Raw genomic sequence first — 17,614 nt, forward strand, 5'->3', positions numbered from 1 at the left:
TTGTGGGTAGTGTTTATGCAAGCTAGTTGTATGGAGCTATAAAAACATAAAGCCCGATTAAATCGGGCTTTATGTTTTAAACTACATGATGATTTTGAACGGCAGAGTTATTTATTCTGTGTTTCCACCATCACTAGAGGCTCACTAACTGCCTCCTCTTTTTTCTCTTTTTGCCAAGAAGCGGCCTTACGCGCACCGCGTTTCTCTACTTCAACTGGCGCGATAGCTTGTGCAGCATCCGCTTTTGTTTCAACCAGTTGTAAGCCTGAATCTGCTAGGTCGATTTTTTTCGGCTCAGCTTTTGCCTTGCGTGGGCGAGCAGGGCGTTTTTTCTCTGCCTTCTCTACCACATCTGCTGTTGCTTCATCCGCAGCTTGGCTTTCACCGGCAGTTACGTTAACAGCTCCAGTCGGCTCGACTTCTTTGCCGCTAGGTGCAGTCTTGTTGCCTGCATTTCTTTGTGGCTTAGATTTTCTAGTCTCTTTTTCTACAGGTGCAGTTTCAACCAGTTCCACGGTTTGAGCTACTGCAGCAGCTTGTGCCATAGGAGCCTGAACTTTAGTGTCTGTGGTTTCAACTGCTTCTGTAATTTCAACCACTGCTTTGGTCACAGGTGCCGCTTCAGGTTTAGCTGCCACATTGCTACTTGCCGCTACTGCTGGCTCTGCAACATTAACTGCTTCTACTGTAGTGTTTGCTGCCGCATTTAGCTCTTCATTTGGTACAAATGGACGAGCGTTGTCACGTGCTGCATTTTCATCGCGGTCACGACGGTTGCGGCGGTTGTTGCGGTTGCGACGGCTGCTACGCTCACTACGTTGCTCTGTAGACTCGTTTGCAGCAGTTTCACCAGTGTTTGCCTGCGCAGCATTACGTGCAGCATCTTGACGGGCAGCATCTTGGTTTCTTTGCTCTTGACGTTGGTTGTCTTGACGCTGGTTTTCATTACGTTGTTGCTGTGGTTTTTGCTGACGTTGCTCTTGCTGTCTGCCTTCTGCTTGACGTGGCTCCTGCGCTTTTTGTTCCGCATTTTTTGGCGCACGTTCCTGATTTGCATTTTTATCGCCACGCTCGTTGCGATTACGTTCGCTACGGTTGCGGTTACGCTCGTTACGATTACGATTGTTGCGCGGATGATCACGACGTGCATCGCTAGATTTTTCAGCGCCTTTTTCAGCTTCTGATTTTTCACCTATACCCAAGAATTTCTTGATCTTTGCGAATAGTGATAGCTTAGGCTCAACCTTCTCTACAGGCATTGGTGCCGGTGCAGCAGGTGTAATGCCTTTAACTGCAGCCACTGGTTTTACCGCTTTCGCTTCTTCAGCGGCCTTGCTTACATAAGTTGTTTCTGAAGGCAGCTCTACCATTTGATAGCTAGCTTTGCTGGTGTCTTCATTTACGTCATCATGCTTGATGCGGATGATGTTGTAATTTGGTGTTTCAAGATGGATATTAGGAATCAACACCACCTCTACACCCATGCGCTCTTCAATTTTGTGAATGTCAGCACGTTTCTCGTTAAGCAAGAAAGTGGCAACTTCCACTGGTAATTGCACTTGAATGATCGCGCTGTTTTCTTTCATCGCGTCTTCTTGTGTGATACGCAAGATATGTAGCGCTGTAGACTCAATACCGCGAATATGGCCAGTGCCATGGCAGCGTGGGCAAGGGATATGATTAGTTTCACCTAGGCTAGGGCGTAGGCGTTGGCGTGACAACTCTAACAAACCAAAGCGTGAGATTTTGCCGGTTTGTACACGTGCGCGGTCAGCATGTAATGCATCACGTAGCGCGTTTTCAACTTCACGCTGATTACGTTGGCTTTCCATGTCAATGAAGTCAATCACGACCAAGCCACCTAAGTCACGTAAACGCAGTTGGCGTGCAACTTCTTCAGCGGCTTCCAAGTTAGTGTTGAACGCCGTGTTTTCAATATCGCTACCACGTGTAGCGCGGCCTGAGTTCACGTCTACAGAAACCAAAGCTTCTGTATGGTCAATCACAATCGCACCGCCTGATGGCAAGCGCACTTCGCGTGCAAATGCTGATTCAATTTGGTGTTCAATTTGGAAACGTGTGAACAGCGGAATTTCATCTTGGTACAACTTAACGCGTGCTACATTGCTTGGCATCACGTGATTCATAAACTGCACTGCTTGCTCATGGATATCTGGCGTATCGATTAAAATCTCGCCAATATCTGAGCTGAAGTAATCGCGGATTGCACGAATCACCAGGCTACCTTCTTGGTAGATTAAGTAAGCGCCAGCTTGCATGGCTGAAGCGCCATCAATCGCAGACCAAAGCTGAGTCAGGTAGTTTAAGTCCCATTGTAACTCTTCTGCATTGCGGCCAATACCAGCAGTGCGTGCAATGATGCTCATACCTTTTGGTACTTCAAGCTGTGCTAATACATCGCGTAATTCGTCACGGTCTTCACCTTCAATACGGCGTGATACACCGCCGCCACGAGGGTTGTTTGGCATCAATACCAAATAGCGGCCTGCAAGTGAGATAAAGGTGGTGAGTGCAGCACCTTTGTTGCCACGCTCATCTTTATCAACCTGAACGATTAACTCTTGACCTTCTTTTAACGCATCCTGAATGCGTGCACGGCCATCAGCACCTTCTTTATAGTAGCTACGTGCTACTTCTTTAAATGGCAAAAAGCCATGACGATCTTGACCGTAGTCCACAAAAGCAGCCTCTAAAGAAGGCTCGATGCGGGTGATCACACCTTTGTAAATATTGCTTTTACGTTGTTCTTTACCAGCGTGCTCAATATCCAAGTCGATGAGTTTTTGTCCATCAACAATCGCAACGCGTAACTCTTCAGATTGCGTTGCATTAAATAACATGCGTTTCATTGTTTGCTCCTAAGCACAACAAGGCGGACAGACACAATGCATAAATTGATGCAGTGCTATAAAAGCTGTATTTAAAGTGAGTTTGCTGAATTAATACTAAAGGAGACACAAGGTGTCAGCTGAATTAAGCCCTTACAATAAGCCAACGGTGTACTGAATAGTGTACCGATAAGCTTGCGGGCATTAACGATCTGCAATGTAACATTTGCAATATAACAATGGTGCAATTTAACGAAGTCTTAATTAAGACATGGGTGGATAACCGTACCCTAGTTACATATGTAAGTTACTACATATACCAGGCACTATGCACACCCTATACATAGAGATTCATCACTTCGGTCAAATAGGACTGCGTCAGATTGAATCGTCTAGCTATTGTTTTGGCAGATGCAACTTGTGCAAAACATGTTTATTTGTTCGTTAAAGCAAACTTATTGTTAAATTTATGCTTAAATGTGGCGAAGTATTCTGCCAGTTGCAGCTTAAATTCGTTAAAATTCTATCTTTAGTAAATTCTAATTTGTTTAAATTATTTAATGGCTTATGAGCTGATTAAATAATAGGCCAAATTTAACTTTTCACTTTAAGTCGCGCTTTATCTTTATTTGTCTGCGGCGGCTTGAGCGCTAATTTTTACTTAACCGCTACTTTATAATGTGGCGAGCGGTGTTAACCAAGTATTTAGTTGTCACTATTTATTAACAAAACACATCTATTAACAAACATATCAAGCGCAAGAAATTGTCTTGATTAGATGTATTTATATTCAACAATTGTATTCTTATCAAGAATTTAACTGTAATTTTGTTGGTTAAATTGATAAGAACTCGCAGAGTATAAGCTACATCAACCATTTAAGCAAAGCATGAACAATTTAATTACACCTGAGCAAGGCAATCCAGTATCAACAGTCAGCGAGTCTGCGGCTGCATTTTTAACCATAGACGAAGCGAGCGAAGGTCAGCGCATTGATAACTTTCTAACCAAAACCTTAAAAGGCGTGCCTAAGAGCCATGTTTACCGCATTTTGCGCAGTGGTGAAGTGCGCGTGAATAAAAAGCGCATAGATGCAGATTTTCGCCTAAGTTTAGGCGATGTGGTGAGGGTGCCGCCTACGCGCTCAACTGCGGTTGAAAAAACCGAGTCGGCAGTACCTGTGACCTCAAAATTCGAGCAGGCGGTTATTTATGAAGATGATGCCATGCTAGTGATTGATAAGGCGGCTGGTTTTGCTGTGCACGGTGGCAGTGGCATTAGCCGTGGCGTGATTGAGCAATTGCGCTTAGAGCGCCCACGCGCTAAGTTTTTAGAGCTGGTGCATCGTTTGGACCGTGAAACCTCAGGCGTATTGATGCTTGCTAAGAAGAGAAGCGCATTGGTGGCGCTGCATGAGGCGATTCGCAACAATCAGACTGATAAACGTTATCTGGTATTAGTGCAGGGTGAGTGGTTAGAGCCTAAAAAGCGCGTGGTGTTGGATTTGCAGAAATACGTACTGCCTAACGGTGAGCGCCGCGTTAACGTGGTAACTGACGTGTCTAAAGACAAGTTTGGTGAGCGCCAGACTTCAGAAACCATGTTCAGGCTGCTTAAAAATTTCAGCCATCCTGTCATCGGCAAGTTTAGTTTATTAGAGGCGCAACTAGTGACGGGCAGAACGCATCAACTGCGTGTGCAATTGGCGCATTTAGGCTTTCCTATCGTGGGTGATGATAAGTATGGCGATTTTGACTTAAACAAATTTTTAGCTAAGCATGGTTTAAAGCGTATGTTCTTGCATTCGTCAGTGACCAAAATACGCCATCCCTTAACCGCGGAAAAATTAGAGTTAATTGCACCAGTGCCAGCCGAGTTAAATAAGTTTTTAATTAAATTAGAGAAAGAGTAAGTGGTAATGCCAAAGAAGTTTGATTTAATCGTATGGGATTGGGATGGCACGTTAGCGGATTCTACCGGCATGATCGTCAATGCCATTTTGAAAGCAGCAGAGCAGGTTGGTTTGCCTGCAATTACGCGTGAAGCTGCAAGTAGTATCATCGGTTTAGGTTTGCGCGAGTCGATTCAGGCGTTATATGGCGATATTCCAGCCACACAGGCGCAAGCACTTGCCGCACAATATAATGCTAATTATTATGCTGAAGAGGGTGAGATACTCTTGTTTTCTGGGGCGGCTGACACCATTGTTGAGCTAAATAAACGTGGCTTTAAATTGGCGGTAGCAACCGGTAAAGGTCGTAGAGGCCTGAACTTGGCTTTGGAGCATGCAGGCTTGACCCGGCAGTTTCATGCCACGCGTACGGTGGATGAGTGCTTTTCTAAGCCGCATCCGCAAATGCTGGATGAGTTGATGGATCACTTAGTGGTGCTGCCTGAGCGTACCTTAATGATAGGTGACACCAGTTATGATTTACAGATGGCTAAAAATGCAGGGGTTAGTGCCGTTGGCGTCACTTACGGAGCACAGCCTGCAGAGCATTGGCAGCATCTAGACCCAGTTGCACAATTTGATGCATTTTCCGATTTGCGTCAGTGGTTATTAGAACACGCTTAGAAAGTTGGCAGTATGCACATAGAGCAGGATATGATTGCGATTGATAGTGCCGCCGTGCAAGATGGCGGCAAGGGTGTTAGGTTTTCGCTGCCGGCACTGGGTGAGTTTGCCACCGGTTTTGTGGTGCGTTTTAACCAATTGCCCTATGCTTATGTAAACCAATGTGCACACGTTTCTGTCGAACTGGATTGGAACGAAGGCGAGTTCTTTACCGCGCAGGGTGATTATTTAATCTGTGCTACGCACGGTGCCCATTATCGCCCTGATAATGGTTTCTGTGTGCTGGGGCCGTGCAAGGGTAAAAGTTTGAAACCGATAGCGTTGGTTGAGCAGAATCAAAAAATAATGATCAACCTAGCGTCTATTTCTAAATAAAATAAATGACTAATTAAAATAATTGTTAAGTGAGTATACAAATGACTGAGCAGAATCAACATAACGCAGACAGCAACTCATCTGCAACCGAAGATAGCGCTTGGCAGCGTGGTGTCATAGAGAAGTTAGCGACCGCTGCATTAACCGAACAAAAGACAGCTCGCCGTTGGAGTACTTTTTTTAAATCGCTGACGTTTGGCTATCTTCTTATTTTCCTACTGATGCTGTTTGGGATAATGGGCGGAGATAAAAAATCGCTAGAAGCACATACCGCCTTAATTGAAATCAACGGTGTGATTCAGGCCGGCGGTGATGTTACGGCAGATGCGGTAATATCCAGCTTGAAAGAGGCCTACGATAACAAAGGCACCAAAGGCATTATTTTAAGAGTGAATAGTCCAGGCGGAAGCCCAGTGCAGGCCGGGATTATCAATGATGAAATTAGACGCCAAAAGACATTGCATCCTAGTATCCCGGTATATGCTGTGGTAGAAGATATTTGTGCGTCAGGTGGTTATTATATCGCCGCTGCAGCAGACAAAATCTATGTAGATAAAGCGAGTATCGTTGGCTCTATCGGTGTGCTGATGGATGGCTATGGCTTTACTGAAGCTATGAAAAAAGTGGGTGTAGAGCGCCGCTTAATGACGGCGGGTGAGAACAAAGCCATGCTAGACCCATTCTCACCAGTGAATCCGCATCATCAAGAGTTGGCGCAGGCGATGTTGAATGAAATTCATGAGCAGTTTAAAACAGTGGTACGTCAAGGTAGAGGCGCTCGTCTAAAAGAAACGCCGGAAACCTTCAGCGGTTTGTTCTGGAGTGGTGAGCAAAGTATCAAAATCGGCTTGGCTGATGGCATGGGTAGTGCGGAATACGTTGCACGAGAAGTTATCAAGCAAGAAGATATTGTAGACTTTACCTACCAAGATGACTTTGCCAGCCGTATTGCTAAGCGCATTGGTGCCAGTGCCAGCGCTGCAATCGGTGAAGTGATTTCCAAGCAGTTAGTCGATGCTGGTCAAATCAAGCTGCGTTAATCATTAATCACAATAGATTTGAACGCCTCCGGCACTGGTGGGTAGTTCAAATCTAGTTTCTTGAGTGTGTTGAGCAGTAGTTTGGATATCAACAGGTTCCGGTTAGTTTTTGAATCAGCCGGCACGATATACCAAGGGGCATGCTCTGTGGAGGTGGCCCTGATTGCCTGCTCATAAGCGTCACTGTAATCTGACCACGACTCGCGCTCTTTCAGGTCGCCTGGATTGAATTTCCAGCTTTTGATTGGGTTATCCAGACGTTCTTGTAAGCGTTTCTTTTGTTCCTGTTTCGAAATATGCAAGTAGCATTTAATGAGGGTAGTGCCAGTTTCTGCTAACAGGCGCTCAAAATCGTTTATTTGCTTATATCTGCGTTCACATTCTGCTTCATCAATCCATTTGTGTACTTTAACGATCAGCACATCCTCATAATGGCTGCGGTTAAAAATCACCAACTCACCGGTACGCGGTACTTGCTGGTGTACGCGCCATAGATAGTCGTGCGCTAACTCTTCGCTATTTGGCGCCTTAAAGCTTGCTACACGTATGCCTAATGGGTCGGTTTCTCTAAATACATGGCGTACTGTGCCATCCTTGCCGCTAGTATCCATACCTTGCAGAATCAGCAGTATTTTGTGCTTGCCTTGTGCATGTAAAATATCCTGATACGCATTGATTTCACTTGCCAGTTCAAATAGCACGGCCTCATTTTCTTCTTTGCTGCCGCTGCGCTCGGTTTTATCTTTGGTGTCAAAATCTTTGAGCGAGAATTTTTTTTGGTTTACACGATATCTATCAAGGTTTGCCATCGTCAGCTCCGTGAGTATTATTTTTTAACGTATTTAGCCGAATGTATTTAACTGAATATATGTGGCTATGAGTTTATATAACTTTAATCTCAGTTTGGTGCTTAGTTAACAAAAAAGCCCAACGATTTTTATCGATTGGGCTTTTTGAGGATCAACCAGGTTGGTTTTGATGCGAGATATTGGTATTTTATTAGTCTGGCTTAAGCGCTTTAGTGTAGTTGATCAGACCGTTGGTAGAGCTATCATAGTTGCTTACTACTTCATCGTTGGTAAGTTGTGGCAGAATTTGCTGTGCAATTTGCTTGCCGTATTCAACGCCCCATTGATCGTAGCTATTGATATCCCAGATAATGCCTTGTACGAATATTTTATGTTCGTACAGCGCGATTAGTTTACCCAAGGTGTTTGGCGTTAACTTGTCAAACAAGATTGAGGTGGTCGGACGGTTACCTTCAAATGTTTTGTGCGGTAACAGTTGCTCTAATGCTTCACCTGATAAGCCTTGTTTTTCCAACTCAGCACGGGCTTGCTCGGTAGTTTTACCCAGCATCAGCGATTGTGTCTGTGCCAAAAAGTTTGCCAGCAGAATTTTGTGGTGCGCATAGCCATTACTGCTTACTTTATAGTGGCTGTGCACTGGAATCAAAAAGTCAGCCGGCACAATTTGTGTACCTTGGTGTATCAGTTGATAAAACGCATGCTGACCATTGGTACCAGCCTCACCCCAAATTACTGGGCCTGTTTTGTAAGTGACACGGCTACCATCGCGGCAAATAAACTTACCGTTACTTTCCATGTCTGCCTGCTGCAAGTAAGCAGGGAAGCGTGATAAGCCTTGGTCGTAAGGTAAAATCGCTTGTGAATCTACGTGGAAGAAGTTGTTGTACCACACGCCCACTAAAGCCATGATAACCGGCATGTTTTGCTCTAAAGGGGCATTTTTAAAATGCTCATCCATTTCAAATGCGCCGGTGAGCAGCTCTTCAAAGTTATCCATGCCAACGTAAAGCGCGATAGATAAACCAATAGCAGACCATAATGAGTAGCGACCGCCAACCCAATCCCAGAATGCGAACATGTTGGCGGTATCAATGCCAAAATCTTTCACAGCTTTAGCATTGGTCGATAGCGCCACAAAGTGTTTAGGCACGTGTGCTTCATCTTTTGCCGCGTTCAAGAACCATGCGCGTGCAGAATGTGCGTTGGTCATGGTTTCTTGGGTGGTGAATGTTTTTGATGCCACAATGAATAGCGTGGTTTCTGGGTTGCAAACATTCAGTGCGCGCATTAAATGTGCGCCATCAATGTTAGATACAAAGTGTACTTTTAGATCAGGGCTTGCGTATGGTTTTAACGCATCGCATACCATTACTGGGCCAAGATCTGAGCCGCCAATACCGATGTTCACAATGTCGGTGATGCGTTTGCCGGTGTAGCCTAACCATTTGCCGCTACGTACATTGTCTGAGAATTGGCGCATTTGTGCCAATACTGCATTCACTTCCGGCATTACGTCATTGCCATCCACCAAGATTGGTGTATTGGCGCGATTGCGAAGCGCTGTATGCAATACTGCGCGGTTTTCGGTGATGTTGATTTTCTCACCGCTAAACATTCTGTCGCGCCATTGTTCAACGTTGGCTTCACGCGCCATTTGAAATAATAGTGGTAGCGTTTCATCGGTAATGCGGTGTTTAGAGTAATCAAGCAATATATCGGAAAACTTAAGGCTATATTTGCTAAAACGATTAGCATCATTGGCGAACATATCGCGCATGTGCATAGATGCTATTTTTTCTTGATGTTGGCAAAGTAATTGCCATACTGGGTGTTTGTTAAGACTAGCCATTTATTTAGTAATTTATTTTCAATAGGTTATTGTATTTTTAAAACTATACCAGCCAATGGTGGCAACGTGATGACCACTGATTGGCCATGATGCATCCATGGTATGTTTTCTGTGTGCAGCCCTGTGCCGTTACCCTTGTTACTGCCACCGTAGCAGTCTGCATCGCTATTGAATATTTCTGCATAGCTACCGGCTTGTGGAACACCAATGCGGTATTCATTACGTAACACGGGCGTAAAATTCAACACTATTATAACAAAACTATTGTCTAATCCGCGTCTTACGTAACTGATTATTGATTGTTCTGTATCGTGGCAATCTATCCATTCAAATCCATGTCCCTCAAAATCTAGGGTATGTAACGCATTTACCTGTTTATAAAGGCGGTTGAGGTCGGTATGCAGTTGTTGAATGCCTTTATGCCATTTGCTACCTGCATTGTTGTCGTCAAGTAGGTGCCAGTCTAGGCTAGCGTTGACGTTCCACTCGCGGCCTTGTCCGAACTCATTACCCATAAAATTGAGCTTTTTGCCGGGAGTTGTCATTTGATAGGTGGTCAATAAGCGCAAGTTAGCGAATTTTTGCCATGCGTCTCCTGGCATTTTGTCTAACAGTGATTTTTTGCCGTGCACGACTTCATCATGTGAAAACGGTAACACAAAGTTTTCTGAATAAGCGTAAAGTTGACCGAAGGTCAGCTTGTCATGGTAATAACGTCTGTGTACCGGGTCGTTCTCAATGTAGGATAGGGTGTCATTCATCCAACCCATGTTCCACTTCATGCTGAAACCCAGTCCGCCCAAATATACTGGGCGCGATACCATAGGCCATGCGGTGGATTCTTCCGCAATCGTGAGCACCCCGGCAAAGTCTTCACCTACCATAACGTTCAGCTGTTTTAAGAAATCAATCACATCCAGGTTTTCTCTACCGCCAAATTTGTTGGGCAGCCATTCACCTGGGTTGCGTGAATAGTCTAAGTACAGCATAGAGGCTACTGCATCTACACGTAAACCATCAATGTGAAACTCTTGCAGCCAGAAGTAAGCGTTGCTAATCAAAAAGTTGCGGACTTCATTGCGGCCGTAATTGAAGATATAGGTACCCCAGTCCTGATGCTCACCCAGACGAGGGTCTTCGTGTTCGTACAGTGCTGTACCGTCAAAACGCGCTAGTGCCCAATCATCTTTAGGGAAATGTCCGGGTACCCAGTCTAATATCACACCAATATTGGCTTGATGGAACGCATCGATTAAGAAGCGCAAATCATCAGGTGAGCCAAAGCGATTGGTGACACCAAAATAGCCAGTGGTCTGATAACCCCATGATTCGTTCAGTGGATGTTCTGAAATAGGCAACAGCTCTACGTGGGTGTAGCCCATCGACGCGACATGTGGCACCAATGTTTTTGCCAGTTCGCGATAGCTGAGGAAGTGCCCTTTATCGTTACGTTGCCATGAACCTAAATGCACTTCGTAGCAATTGAATGGCGCATGTAGCCAATCACGCTGCTTGCGTGCTTCTAGCCATGCTTTGTCTTCCCATTGATGGCTGCTGGTGCTGATTTTTGCTGCTGTGCCAGGGCGATGTTCAAACTCAAAACCATAAGGGTCGGTTTTAACTAGAATGTTGCCAGTATGGCGGTTCCGTATCTCAAACTTATAAGTGTCGCTGGTGGTCAGGTTGGGGATGAAAATATCCCACACACCGCTGGAGCCGTGCGCGCGCATACTGTGAATGCGTCCATCCCATTGGTTAAAGCTGCCGATAACGCTCACGCGTTCCGCATTGGGTGCCCACACTGCAAAGCGTACGCCTGCAACATTGTTTTGCGTAATGCATTGTGCACCCAGTGTTTTGTAAGCGAGTTTTAAGCGGCCTTCGCCAAAGAGATGTAGCTCATCTTGCGTGATGCTAGAGCTAAACGTGTAGGGGTCGTCTGTTTCGTAAGTGTTTGTACCTGCTGTAATTTTTAGTAGGCACGGTGCGCTCAATTCGACTTCACTAATGTGTTCAAAACTGGTGTACTCAAACAGGCCATCTTGATGTGTTTTTTCTAAATCCACCCACGTTTTGCCTACTTTCAATTTTGCGTTGGTAGCGTATGGCAAAAACGCACGATAAGCATAATGTTGCTGCTCATCAATCTTGATGGAGTGTAGTCCTAAAAAACTGAAAGGGTCGTGATGGCGCGCTTCTAGAATGCGGTGTAGCGCGTGGGTGTAAGCTTTGGATGCAGTCTGAATTGATTTAGTTTTTAACAAAATATGACATCCCTAATGATTTTAAGGTCTTTGGCTTTTATTTGTATTTTTTGCGCTATATTTAGCTAGATTATAGTGCTTTAAGCTGATTATAATGTAAACGCAAGCAGTCGTACGTAAAATAAGCTAGTGAGCCCGGCTAGCGTAACTTAAGTAACTATACAAACTTCAGGAGGGCATCATGTCGCAGACACGACAAGCGGATCAAAATTCAGAGCGTTTTATTAGTACCTTAACCAAAAATACCGTCGCGATGATTTTAGCGGGTGGTCGAGGCAGTCGTCTCAAAAGCCTCACAGACTGGCGCGCAAAGCCAGCTGTTCAGTTTGGTGGTAAGTTCAGAATTATTGATTTCCCGCTTTCTAATTGCGTTAACTCAGGCATCCGCCGTATTAACGTAGCCACCCAATATAAAGCTCAAAGTTTAATTCAACATATCCAGCGCGGTTGGGGTTTCTTGCGCGGTGAGTTTAATGAGTATGTCAACATTATTCCGGCGCAGCAACGGATATCTGAAGAGTGGTACAAAGGTACTGCCGATGCGGTTTATCAGAATATAGATATTTTACGTGAGGGTGGTGCCGAATACGTGCTGATTTTGGCTGGTGACCACATATATAAGATGGACTACGGCAAGATGTTGGCGACCCATGTGCGCAATAATGCTGATATGACTGTTGCTTGCATTAATGTACCGCTAGAGGATGCCAAAGGATTTGGCGTGCTGGCGGTAGATGAAACCGACAGGGTGGTGGAGTTTGCTGAGAAACCGGCCAACCCTAAAGCTATGCCTGATGATCCGACCAAGGCGTTTGCCAGTATGGGGATTTATGTGTTCAACGCAAAGTTCTTATATGAGCAATTGATTCGTGATGCCGGTGACTCTAAATCTAGCCACGATTTTGGTGGCGACATTATTCCGTACATCATTAAAAAGTATAAAGTGCAGGCACATCGTTTCACCGATAGTTGCGTAGGTGCACAGAACGGCAATTACTATTGGCGTGATGTTGGTACGATTGATGCTTATTGGGAAGCGAACATGGAATTAACGAAAGTGATTCCTGAGCTCAATTTATACGATAGAGAATGGCCAATCTGGACTTATCAAGAGCAATTGCCGCCAGCTAAGTTTGTATTTAGAGATGAGGGCCGTACCGGTAAGGCTACTGACTCGTTGGTTTCTGGTGGCTGCTTGATTAGTGGATCATGCGTAACCAATAGCGTGCTGTTTTCGGATGTGCGCGTGCATAGTTACGCTAATATTGATGGTTCTGTGATTTTGCCTAAAGCAACGATTCACCGAAACGTTACCCTGAGAAATGTAGTGGTGGATCGTGGTTGTGTGATTCCTGAAGGCATGCAAATTGGTGTCGATTTAGCACTGGATGCTGAGCGTTTTTATGTGTCAGAAAAAGGTGTGGTGTTAGTGACCCCTGATATGCTGGGCCAGGATTTATATCGTGTAGTGTAGGGATCGTATAGTGTAAAGATTTTGTAGCTTATTAATCGTATAGTGTAAAAACATGGGCTTTACGTGATTAGTTACTGTTTAATGACAATTGTTTGAGGTTTCCGTTGAAGTGAATACTGCTCGTCCAAAGCTATATCTTAATCTGTACTGGCATATGCATCAGCCAGATTACCGTGACCTGGCAACAAATCAATATGTGTTGCCGTGGACATATTTGCACGCCATCAAAGACTATAGCGATATGGCGTATCACCTTGAGGTGAACCCTAAAGCGCGCGTAACGTTTAACTTTGTACCCATTTTATTGGAGCAGTTGGAAGATTACACTGAGCAAGTTAAGCACAATAAAATTCGTGACCCGTTGCTTGCTTTGCTAACCAAAAAAAATCTGACAGACATTAGCAATAGCGAGTGTAGTTTGATTGTGCAAAGCTGCTTTAAAAGTCACCATGAAAAGATGTTGAGCCCGTTTCCGCACTACCAGCGCTTACTGCAAATGTATCAGTTGGTAGAGCCAATGATGACCAACGATCAATTCCATTATTTATCTGGGCAATATAAAGCAGACTTACTGGTTTGGTACCACTTGGCATGGTGCGGTGAGAGTTTACGTCGTACTAACCCTGTGGTGCAGACCTTGATGGCAAAAGGTGTGTTGTTTACGCATGAAGAGCGCTTGCAGTTGTATGACGTGATTGCAGAAACGATTGCTGGCTTGATTCCGCGCTATAAAGCATTAATGCAAAGTGGTCAGATTGAGATTTCCACTACGCCGTATTATCACCCAATCCTGCCTTTATTGCTGGATTTTCAATCTACACTAGATGCGATGCCGGATGCGCCTTTGCCCGAAAACAAGGCGTATGCAGGTGGGCAGAGCAGAGCTGTTGCGCATATTTTGTCCGCCAAAAAGGCGCATGAGCACTATTTTGGTGCTAATCCACGCGGCATGTGGCCTGCAGAAGGTGCCGTTTCTCACGCTGCACTGTCTTTAATGGCGGAGCATAATGTGAGTTGGGCTGCGACCGGCCAAGGCGTACTGGCAAATAGTTTGCAGAAGTCGCAGTTGAGTGCAGACAATAAGCATGATTACCTATACCAGCCTTATCGTGTGACCGATGGCCAAAACGATATTTTATGTTTCTTCAGGGATGATCAGCTCTCAGACAAAATAGGTTTTGAATACGCAAAAATGCATACGCATGATGCAGTGAGCGATTTTGTGCAAACCTTGGAACATATTCATGCTAGCAATAACAGCAGCCAATCCAAGATAGTCAGTGTGATTCTGGATGGGGAAAATGCTTGGGAATACTTCCCATATAACGGCTTTTATTTCCTGAGCGAGTTATACGAGGCATTGGTCAATCATCCTGATATTGAGATGACCACATTTAGCGATATTGTTGATATGTATCAATCCACTGATGCAGTAGATGCGGGATTATCTGTGCCTATCTTGCCGCAGATCGCTGCGGGTAGCTGGGTATACGGTACCTTCAGCACCTGGATAGGCAGTAAGGATAAAAATCTGGCTTGGGATTTGCTTTGTTCCGCTAAGAAAACCTACGACGTGGTGATGGCTAAAAGCAAATTCAACAAGCGTCAACGTGAGGCGGTTGAGCGGCAGTTGGCGATATGTGAGGGTTCTGATTGGTTTTGGTGGTTTGGCGATTACAACTCATCTGACAGTGTCGCCAGTTTTGACCAACTATACCGCCGTAACTTGATTAATTTATATACGCTGCTTGGTCAACCCATCCCAGAAACATTGCACCATCAAATTAGCGTGGGCGGTGGTAATGCCGATAACGGAGGCACCATGCGCCGCGGACAGGAATGATTAGTACGATTTAAGTTTTAGCTCTTAATTTTAAGTAGGTACTTATGACGTTACAGACTCAAGCATCACTTTTAAATCAGCGCCAAGCCGGTGTGTTGTTACATATCAGCTCCCTGCCCAGTGCGTTTTATACAGGTGACCTAGGCGTTGAGTCTTATCGTTTTATTGATTTCCTACATGAAATAGGAGCCAAGGTCTGGCAGACCTTACCGATCAATATGCCGCATGCGGATAATTCGCCTTATCAGTGCTTGTCTGCCCACGCTGGCAACCCGGACTTCATTAGTTTAGAGTCACTGCAGGCACAAGGGCTGCTGACCAAGCAAGATTGTGCCGGTTTAATTACCAGTAAATTAGACTTACTCAACAAGGCTTATCTTAATTTTAGCCAGCAATCTGAAATCCAAGCTGAATATAAGAAGCTACGTCAGGCTTTTAACCGCTTTTGTAAAAAGCAGGCAAGCTGGCTAGATGACTTTGCCTTGTTTTTGGCCTTGCGCCAACATTTCAATCAAGCTGGCTGGGATCATTGGCCTGAGCCTTATAAAAACCGCGATAAAAAAACTATTAAACAGGTGCAGGTGCAGCTAGCACACGAAATTGCAGTGGTTAAATTTACGCAGTTTGTGTTTTTCAGCCAGTGGCTTGCGCTGAAAGCTTACGCTGCCGAAAAAAATATCGCTTTATTTGGCGACATCCCCATTTTTGTTGCTTATGACAGCGCGGATGTGTGGGCACATTCTGACTTGTTCAAGCTTAACTCTGACAAAACTATGAGCGTGGTGGCCGGCGTGCCGCCCGATTACTTCTCAGAAACTGGGCAGCGTTGGGGTAATCCGCATTACAACTGGGAAGCGATGCAACAAGATGGCTTTGCATGGTGGATTTCGCGCATGGCGACGCAAAGTGAACTGTTCGACATTGTGCGGATTGACCACTTTAGAGGGTTGGAAGCAGCGTGGGAGATCCCCGCTGTAGAAGATACTGCCATTAATGGTGAGTGGGTCTTGGCGCCTGGTGATGCGCTGCTGGGGGCGATTAAGCAGGCACTGCCAGAAATTAATTTAGTTGCTGAAGACTTAGGCATTATTACGATAGAAGTCGATGCCTTGCGTAAGAAATACCATCTGCCCGGCATGAAGATTCTGCAGTTTGCATTTAGTGGCGCAAGTGATAACCCGTATTTGCCTGAAAATATTGTAGAAAATAGTGTGGTATACACCGGCACCCATGATAATGATACGACCTTGAGCTGGTACAGCACTCTGGATGACTATCAGCGTGGTAATGTGCATAGCCGCCTAGCGGCATTGCATGGTGAGGGGCATACCCCCAATATGCCAAATGACTTGATTGACATGGCATTAGAGACCACTGCGCTATTGGCTATAGTGCCTATGCAGGATATCTTGCAATTAAATGGCCACCACCGGATGAATACGCCTGGCACGACTAGCGGTAACTGGCACTGGCGCTTTAGCTGGCAACAGTTGACGGCACAGCAGAAGAATTCTATTCACGGCACTATTGCACGTACTGGACGTTAAACTATATGCCTATGCTAATCGGGATTGATGTTGGCGGCACTAATCTACGTTTAGGCGTGGTGGAGATTGATGCGGCAGGCTTAGCTAAGCCGCGCTTGTTGGAAGAAATGCGGTTTCAGGCGGATTTTTCCAGTTTATGTAAGCTGCACCAGCAAGCGCCTGAGCTTGCATGGCAGCAAATATTGACAACTACGGCCAACGCAATTCGTACGGTTGCCAGCAAGTACCCAGAGGTAAGTGCTGTGGGTATTGGCTTTCCTGGGTTTATCGCACCTGATAACCAACAGATTTTACAATCCCCCAATTTGCCAGGCTTGCGCAACGTTGACTTGAGTAAAGACTTGAGTGCATTGATTGGCCTGCCGGTAATCACTGAAAATGATGCGCTTGCCGCAGCTTATGGCGAATATGTGATGTATCCTGATCGCATTAGCAATTTAATTTACGTGGGCTTGGGCACCGGAGTAGGTGGCGGTTTAATCTTAAATGGCCAGCCATTTCAGGGCCAGCACGGAGTTGCGATGGAAGTGGGGCATATCATTGTGCAAGAGGGCGGCAGGCTTTGTGGCTGCGGTAACTCGGGTTGTATGGAGCAGTATGCTTCAGCTAGTGGCGTGGCAATCAGTTATTTCGAAGCAACGCAACAACGCATTAGCGCCGCTGAAATCGCCAGCTATGCCGCACAGGGCGATAAAGCAGCGATTGCTGCATACGCGCAAGCGGGCAAGGCTTTGGCGCAAACGTTAGCACATATACTTAAGGTGATTGATGTAACAAATATCGTGTTAGGCGGCGGGATGAGCGCTGCCTGGCCGTTGATTTCTCCCTCTTTTGAAGAGCGGTTGTCGCAAGACTTGATTCCAGCCTTACATGGTAAGTTAAAACTACATATTTCTGATATGGGGGATCAGGCTGGTATTGTTGGCGCAGCAATGTTAGCATTTCGCTCGAATAATTAAAATTATTCCAATATAGACTATCTTCATTTT

The 17,614-nt window shown here is 45.3% G+C and carries 12 protein-coding genes; 8 read left to right on the forward strand and 4 right to left on the reverse strand.

Features of this window, described 5'->3' with window-relative positions; translation table 11 throughout:
- Positions 1–107: 107 nt before the first annotated feature.
- Positions 108–2,870, reverse strand: coding sequence for an Rne/Rng family ribonuclease (locus MMOL_RS04185; protein ID WP_015831767.1), 2,763 nt, complete (start codon positions 2,868–2,870; stop codon positions 108–110).
- A gap of 868 nt (positions 2,871–3,738) precedes the next feature.
- On the opposite strand from MMOL_RS04185, the gene MMOL_RS04190 reads away from it, so the two are divergent.
- The 4 genes from MMOL_RS04190 to MMOL_RS04205 are packed head-to-tail and all read left to right on the forward strand — an operon-like array spanning position 3,739 to position 6,839.
- Positions 3,739–4,761, forward strand: a complete 1,023-nt coding sequence (locus MMOL_RS04190) for an RluA family pseudouridine synthase (RefSeq protein WP_015831768.1) — start codon at positions 3,739–3,741, stop codon at positions 4,759–4,761.
- Positions 4,762–4,767: 6 nt separating this feature from the next.
- Positions 4,768–5,424, forward strand: a complete 657-nt coding sequence (locus MMOL_RS04195) for an HAD-IIIA family hydrolase (protein ID WP_015831769.1) — start codon at positions 4,768–4,770, stop codon at positions 5,422–5,424.
- A 12-nt stretch (positions 5,425–5,436) separates the two neighbouring features.
- Positions 5,437–5,799, forward strand: coding sequence for a Rieske (2Fe-2S) protein (locus MMOL_RS04200; protein ID WP_187287231.1), 363 nt, complete (start codon positions 5,437–5,439; stop codon positions 5,797–5,799).
- A 41-nt stretch (positions 5,800–5,840) separates the two neighbouring features.
- Positions 5,841–6,839: a S49 family peptidase gene (locus MMOL_RS04205; protein ID WP_015831771.1), complete on the forward strand. Its 999-nt coding sequence runs from the start codon at positions 5,841–5,843 to the stop codon at positions 6,837–6,839.
- Here MMOL_RS04205 and MMOL_RS04210 read toward each other — a convergent pair.
- The 3 genes from MMOL_RS04210 to glgB all read right to left on the reverse strand — a co-directional run bounded on the left by MMOL_RS04210 (position 6,836) and on the right by glgB (position 11,761).
- Positions 6,836–7,648 carry a polyphosphate kinase 2 family protein gene (locus MMOL_RS04210; RefSeq protein WP_015831772.1) on the reverse strand — a complete coding sequence of 271 codons (813 nt, stop codon included), beginning with the start codon at positions 7,646–7,648 and terminating at the stop codon, positions 6,836–6,838. The two genes, MMOL_RS04205 and MMOL_RS04210, sit on opposite strands and share 4 nt — an antisense overlap.
- A 190-nt stretch (positions 7,649–7,838) precedes the next feature.
- Positions 7,839–9,497: a glucose-6-phosphate isomerase gene (gene pgi / locus MMOL_RS04215; RefSeq protein WP_015831773.1), complete on the reverse strand. Its 1,659-nt coding sequence runs from the start codon at positions 9,495–9,497 to the stop codon at positions 7,839–7,841.
- Between the two features lie 26 nt (positions 9,498–9,523).
- Complete coding sequence (gene glgB, locus MMOL_RS04220) at positions 9,524–11,761, reverse strand: 1,4-alpha-glucan branching protein GlgB (RefSeq protein ID WP_015831774.1); 2,238 nt, start codon at positions 11,759–11,761, stop codon at positions 9,524–9,526.
- Positions 11,762–11,942: 181 nt separating this feature from the next.
- Between glgB and glgC the strand changes: the two genes are divergently transcribed.
- The 4 genes from glgC (at position 11,943) to MMOL_RS04240 (ending at position 17,584) form a co-directional block, all read left to right on the forward strand.
- Positions 11,943–13,235: a glucose-1-phosphate adenylyltransferase gene (gene glgC / locus MMOL_RS04225; protein WP_015831775.1), complete on the forward strand. Its 1,293-nt coding sequence runs from the start codon at positions 11,943–11,945 to the stop codon at positions 13,233–13,235.
- Between the two features lie 109 nt (positions 13,236–13,344).
- The gene (locus tag MMOL_RS04230; protein ID WP_041928532.1) at positions 13,345–15,078 is read left to right on the forward strand and encodes a glycoside hydrolase family 57 protein; all 1,734 of its coding nucleotides are present in this window, start codon (positions 13,345–13,347) and stop codon (positions 15,076–15,078) included.
- Positions 15,079–15,122: 44 nt separating this feature from the next.
- On the forward strand, positions 15,123–16,625 hold the full coding sequence (gene malQ / locus MMOL_RS04235; RefSeq protein WP_015831777.1) for a 4-alpha-glucanotransferase: 1,503 nt from the start codon (positions 15,123–15,125) through the stop codon (positions 16,623–16,625).
- A 5-nt stretch (positions 16,626–16,630) separates the two neighbouring features.
- Positions 16,631–17,584 (forward strand): ROK family protein, encoded by a 954-nt coding sequence (locus MMOL_RS04240; RefSeq protein ID WP_015831778.1) that lies wholly within the window; start codon positions 16,631–16,633, stop codon positions 17,582–17,584.
- The last annotated feature ends 30 nt before the right edge of the window (positions 17,585–17,614 follow it).

Origin of the sequence: Methylotenera mobilis JLW8, from assembly GCF_000023705.1 — a bacterium.
Classification (GTDB): Bacteria; Pseudomonadota; Gammaproteobacteria; order Burkholderiales; family Methylophilaceae; genus Methylotenera; species Methylotenera mobilis.

Excerpts from the sequence above, each read along its gene's own strand:
- MMOL_RS04185 (WP_015831767.1), bottom strand. The coding sequence starts at position 2,870 with ATGAAACGCATGTTATTTAATGCAACGCAATCTGAAGAGTTACGCGTT.
- MMOL_RS04190 (WP_015831768.1), top strand. The coding sequence starts at position 3,739 with ATGAACAATTTAATTACACCTGAGCAAGGCAATCCAGTATCAACAGTC.
- MMOL_RS04195 (WP_015831769.1), top strand. The coding sequence starts at position 4,768 with ATGCCAAAGAAGTTTGATTTAATCGTATGGGATTGGGATGGCACGTTA.
- MMOL_RS04200 (WP_187287231.1), top strand. The coding sequence starts at position 5,437 with ATGCACATAGAGCAGGATATGATTGCGATTGATAGTGCCGCCGTGCAA.
- MMOL_RS04205 (WP_015831771.1), top strand. The coding sequence starts at position 5,841 with ATGACTGAGCAGAATCAACATAACGCAGACAGCAACTCATCTGCAACC.
- MMOL_RS04210 (WP_015831772.1), bottom strand. The coding sequence starts at position 7,648 with ATGGCAAACCTTGATAGATATCGTGTAAACCAAAAAAAATTCTCGCTC.
- pgi (WP_015831773.1), bottom strand. The coding sequence starts at position 9,497 with ATGGCTAGTCTTAACAAACACCCAGTATGGCAATTACTTTGCCAACAT.
- glgC (WP_015831775.1), top strand. The coding sequence starts at position 11,943 with ATGTCGCAGACACGACAAGCGGATCAAAATTCAGAGCGTTTTATTAGT.
- malQ (WP_015831777.1), top strand. The coding sequence starts at position 15,123 with ATGACGTTACAGACTCAAGCATCACTTTTAAATCAGCGCCAAGCCGGT.
- MMOL_RS04240 (WP_015831778.1), top strand. The coding sequence starts at position 16,631 with ATGCCTATGCTAATCGGGATTGATGTTGGCGGCACTAATCTACGTTTA.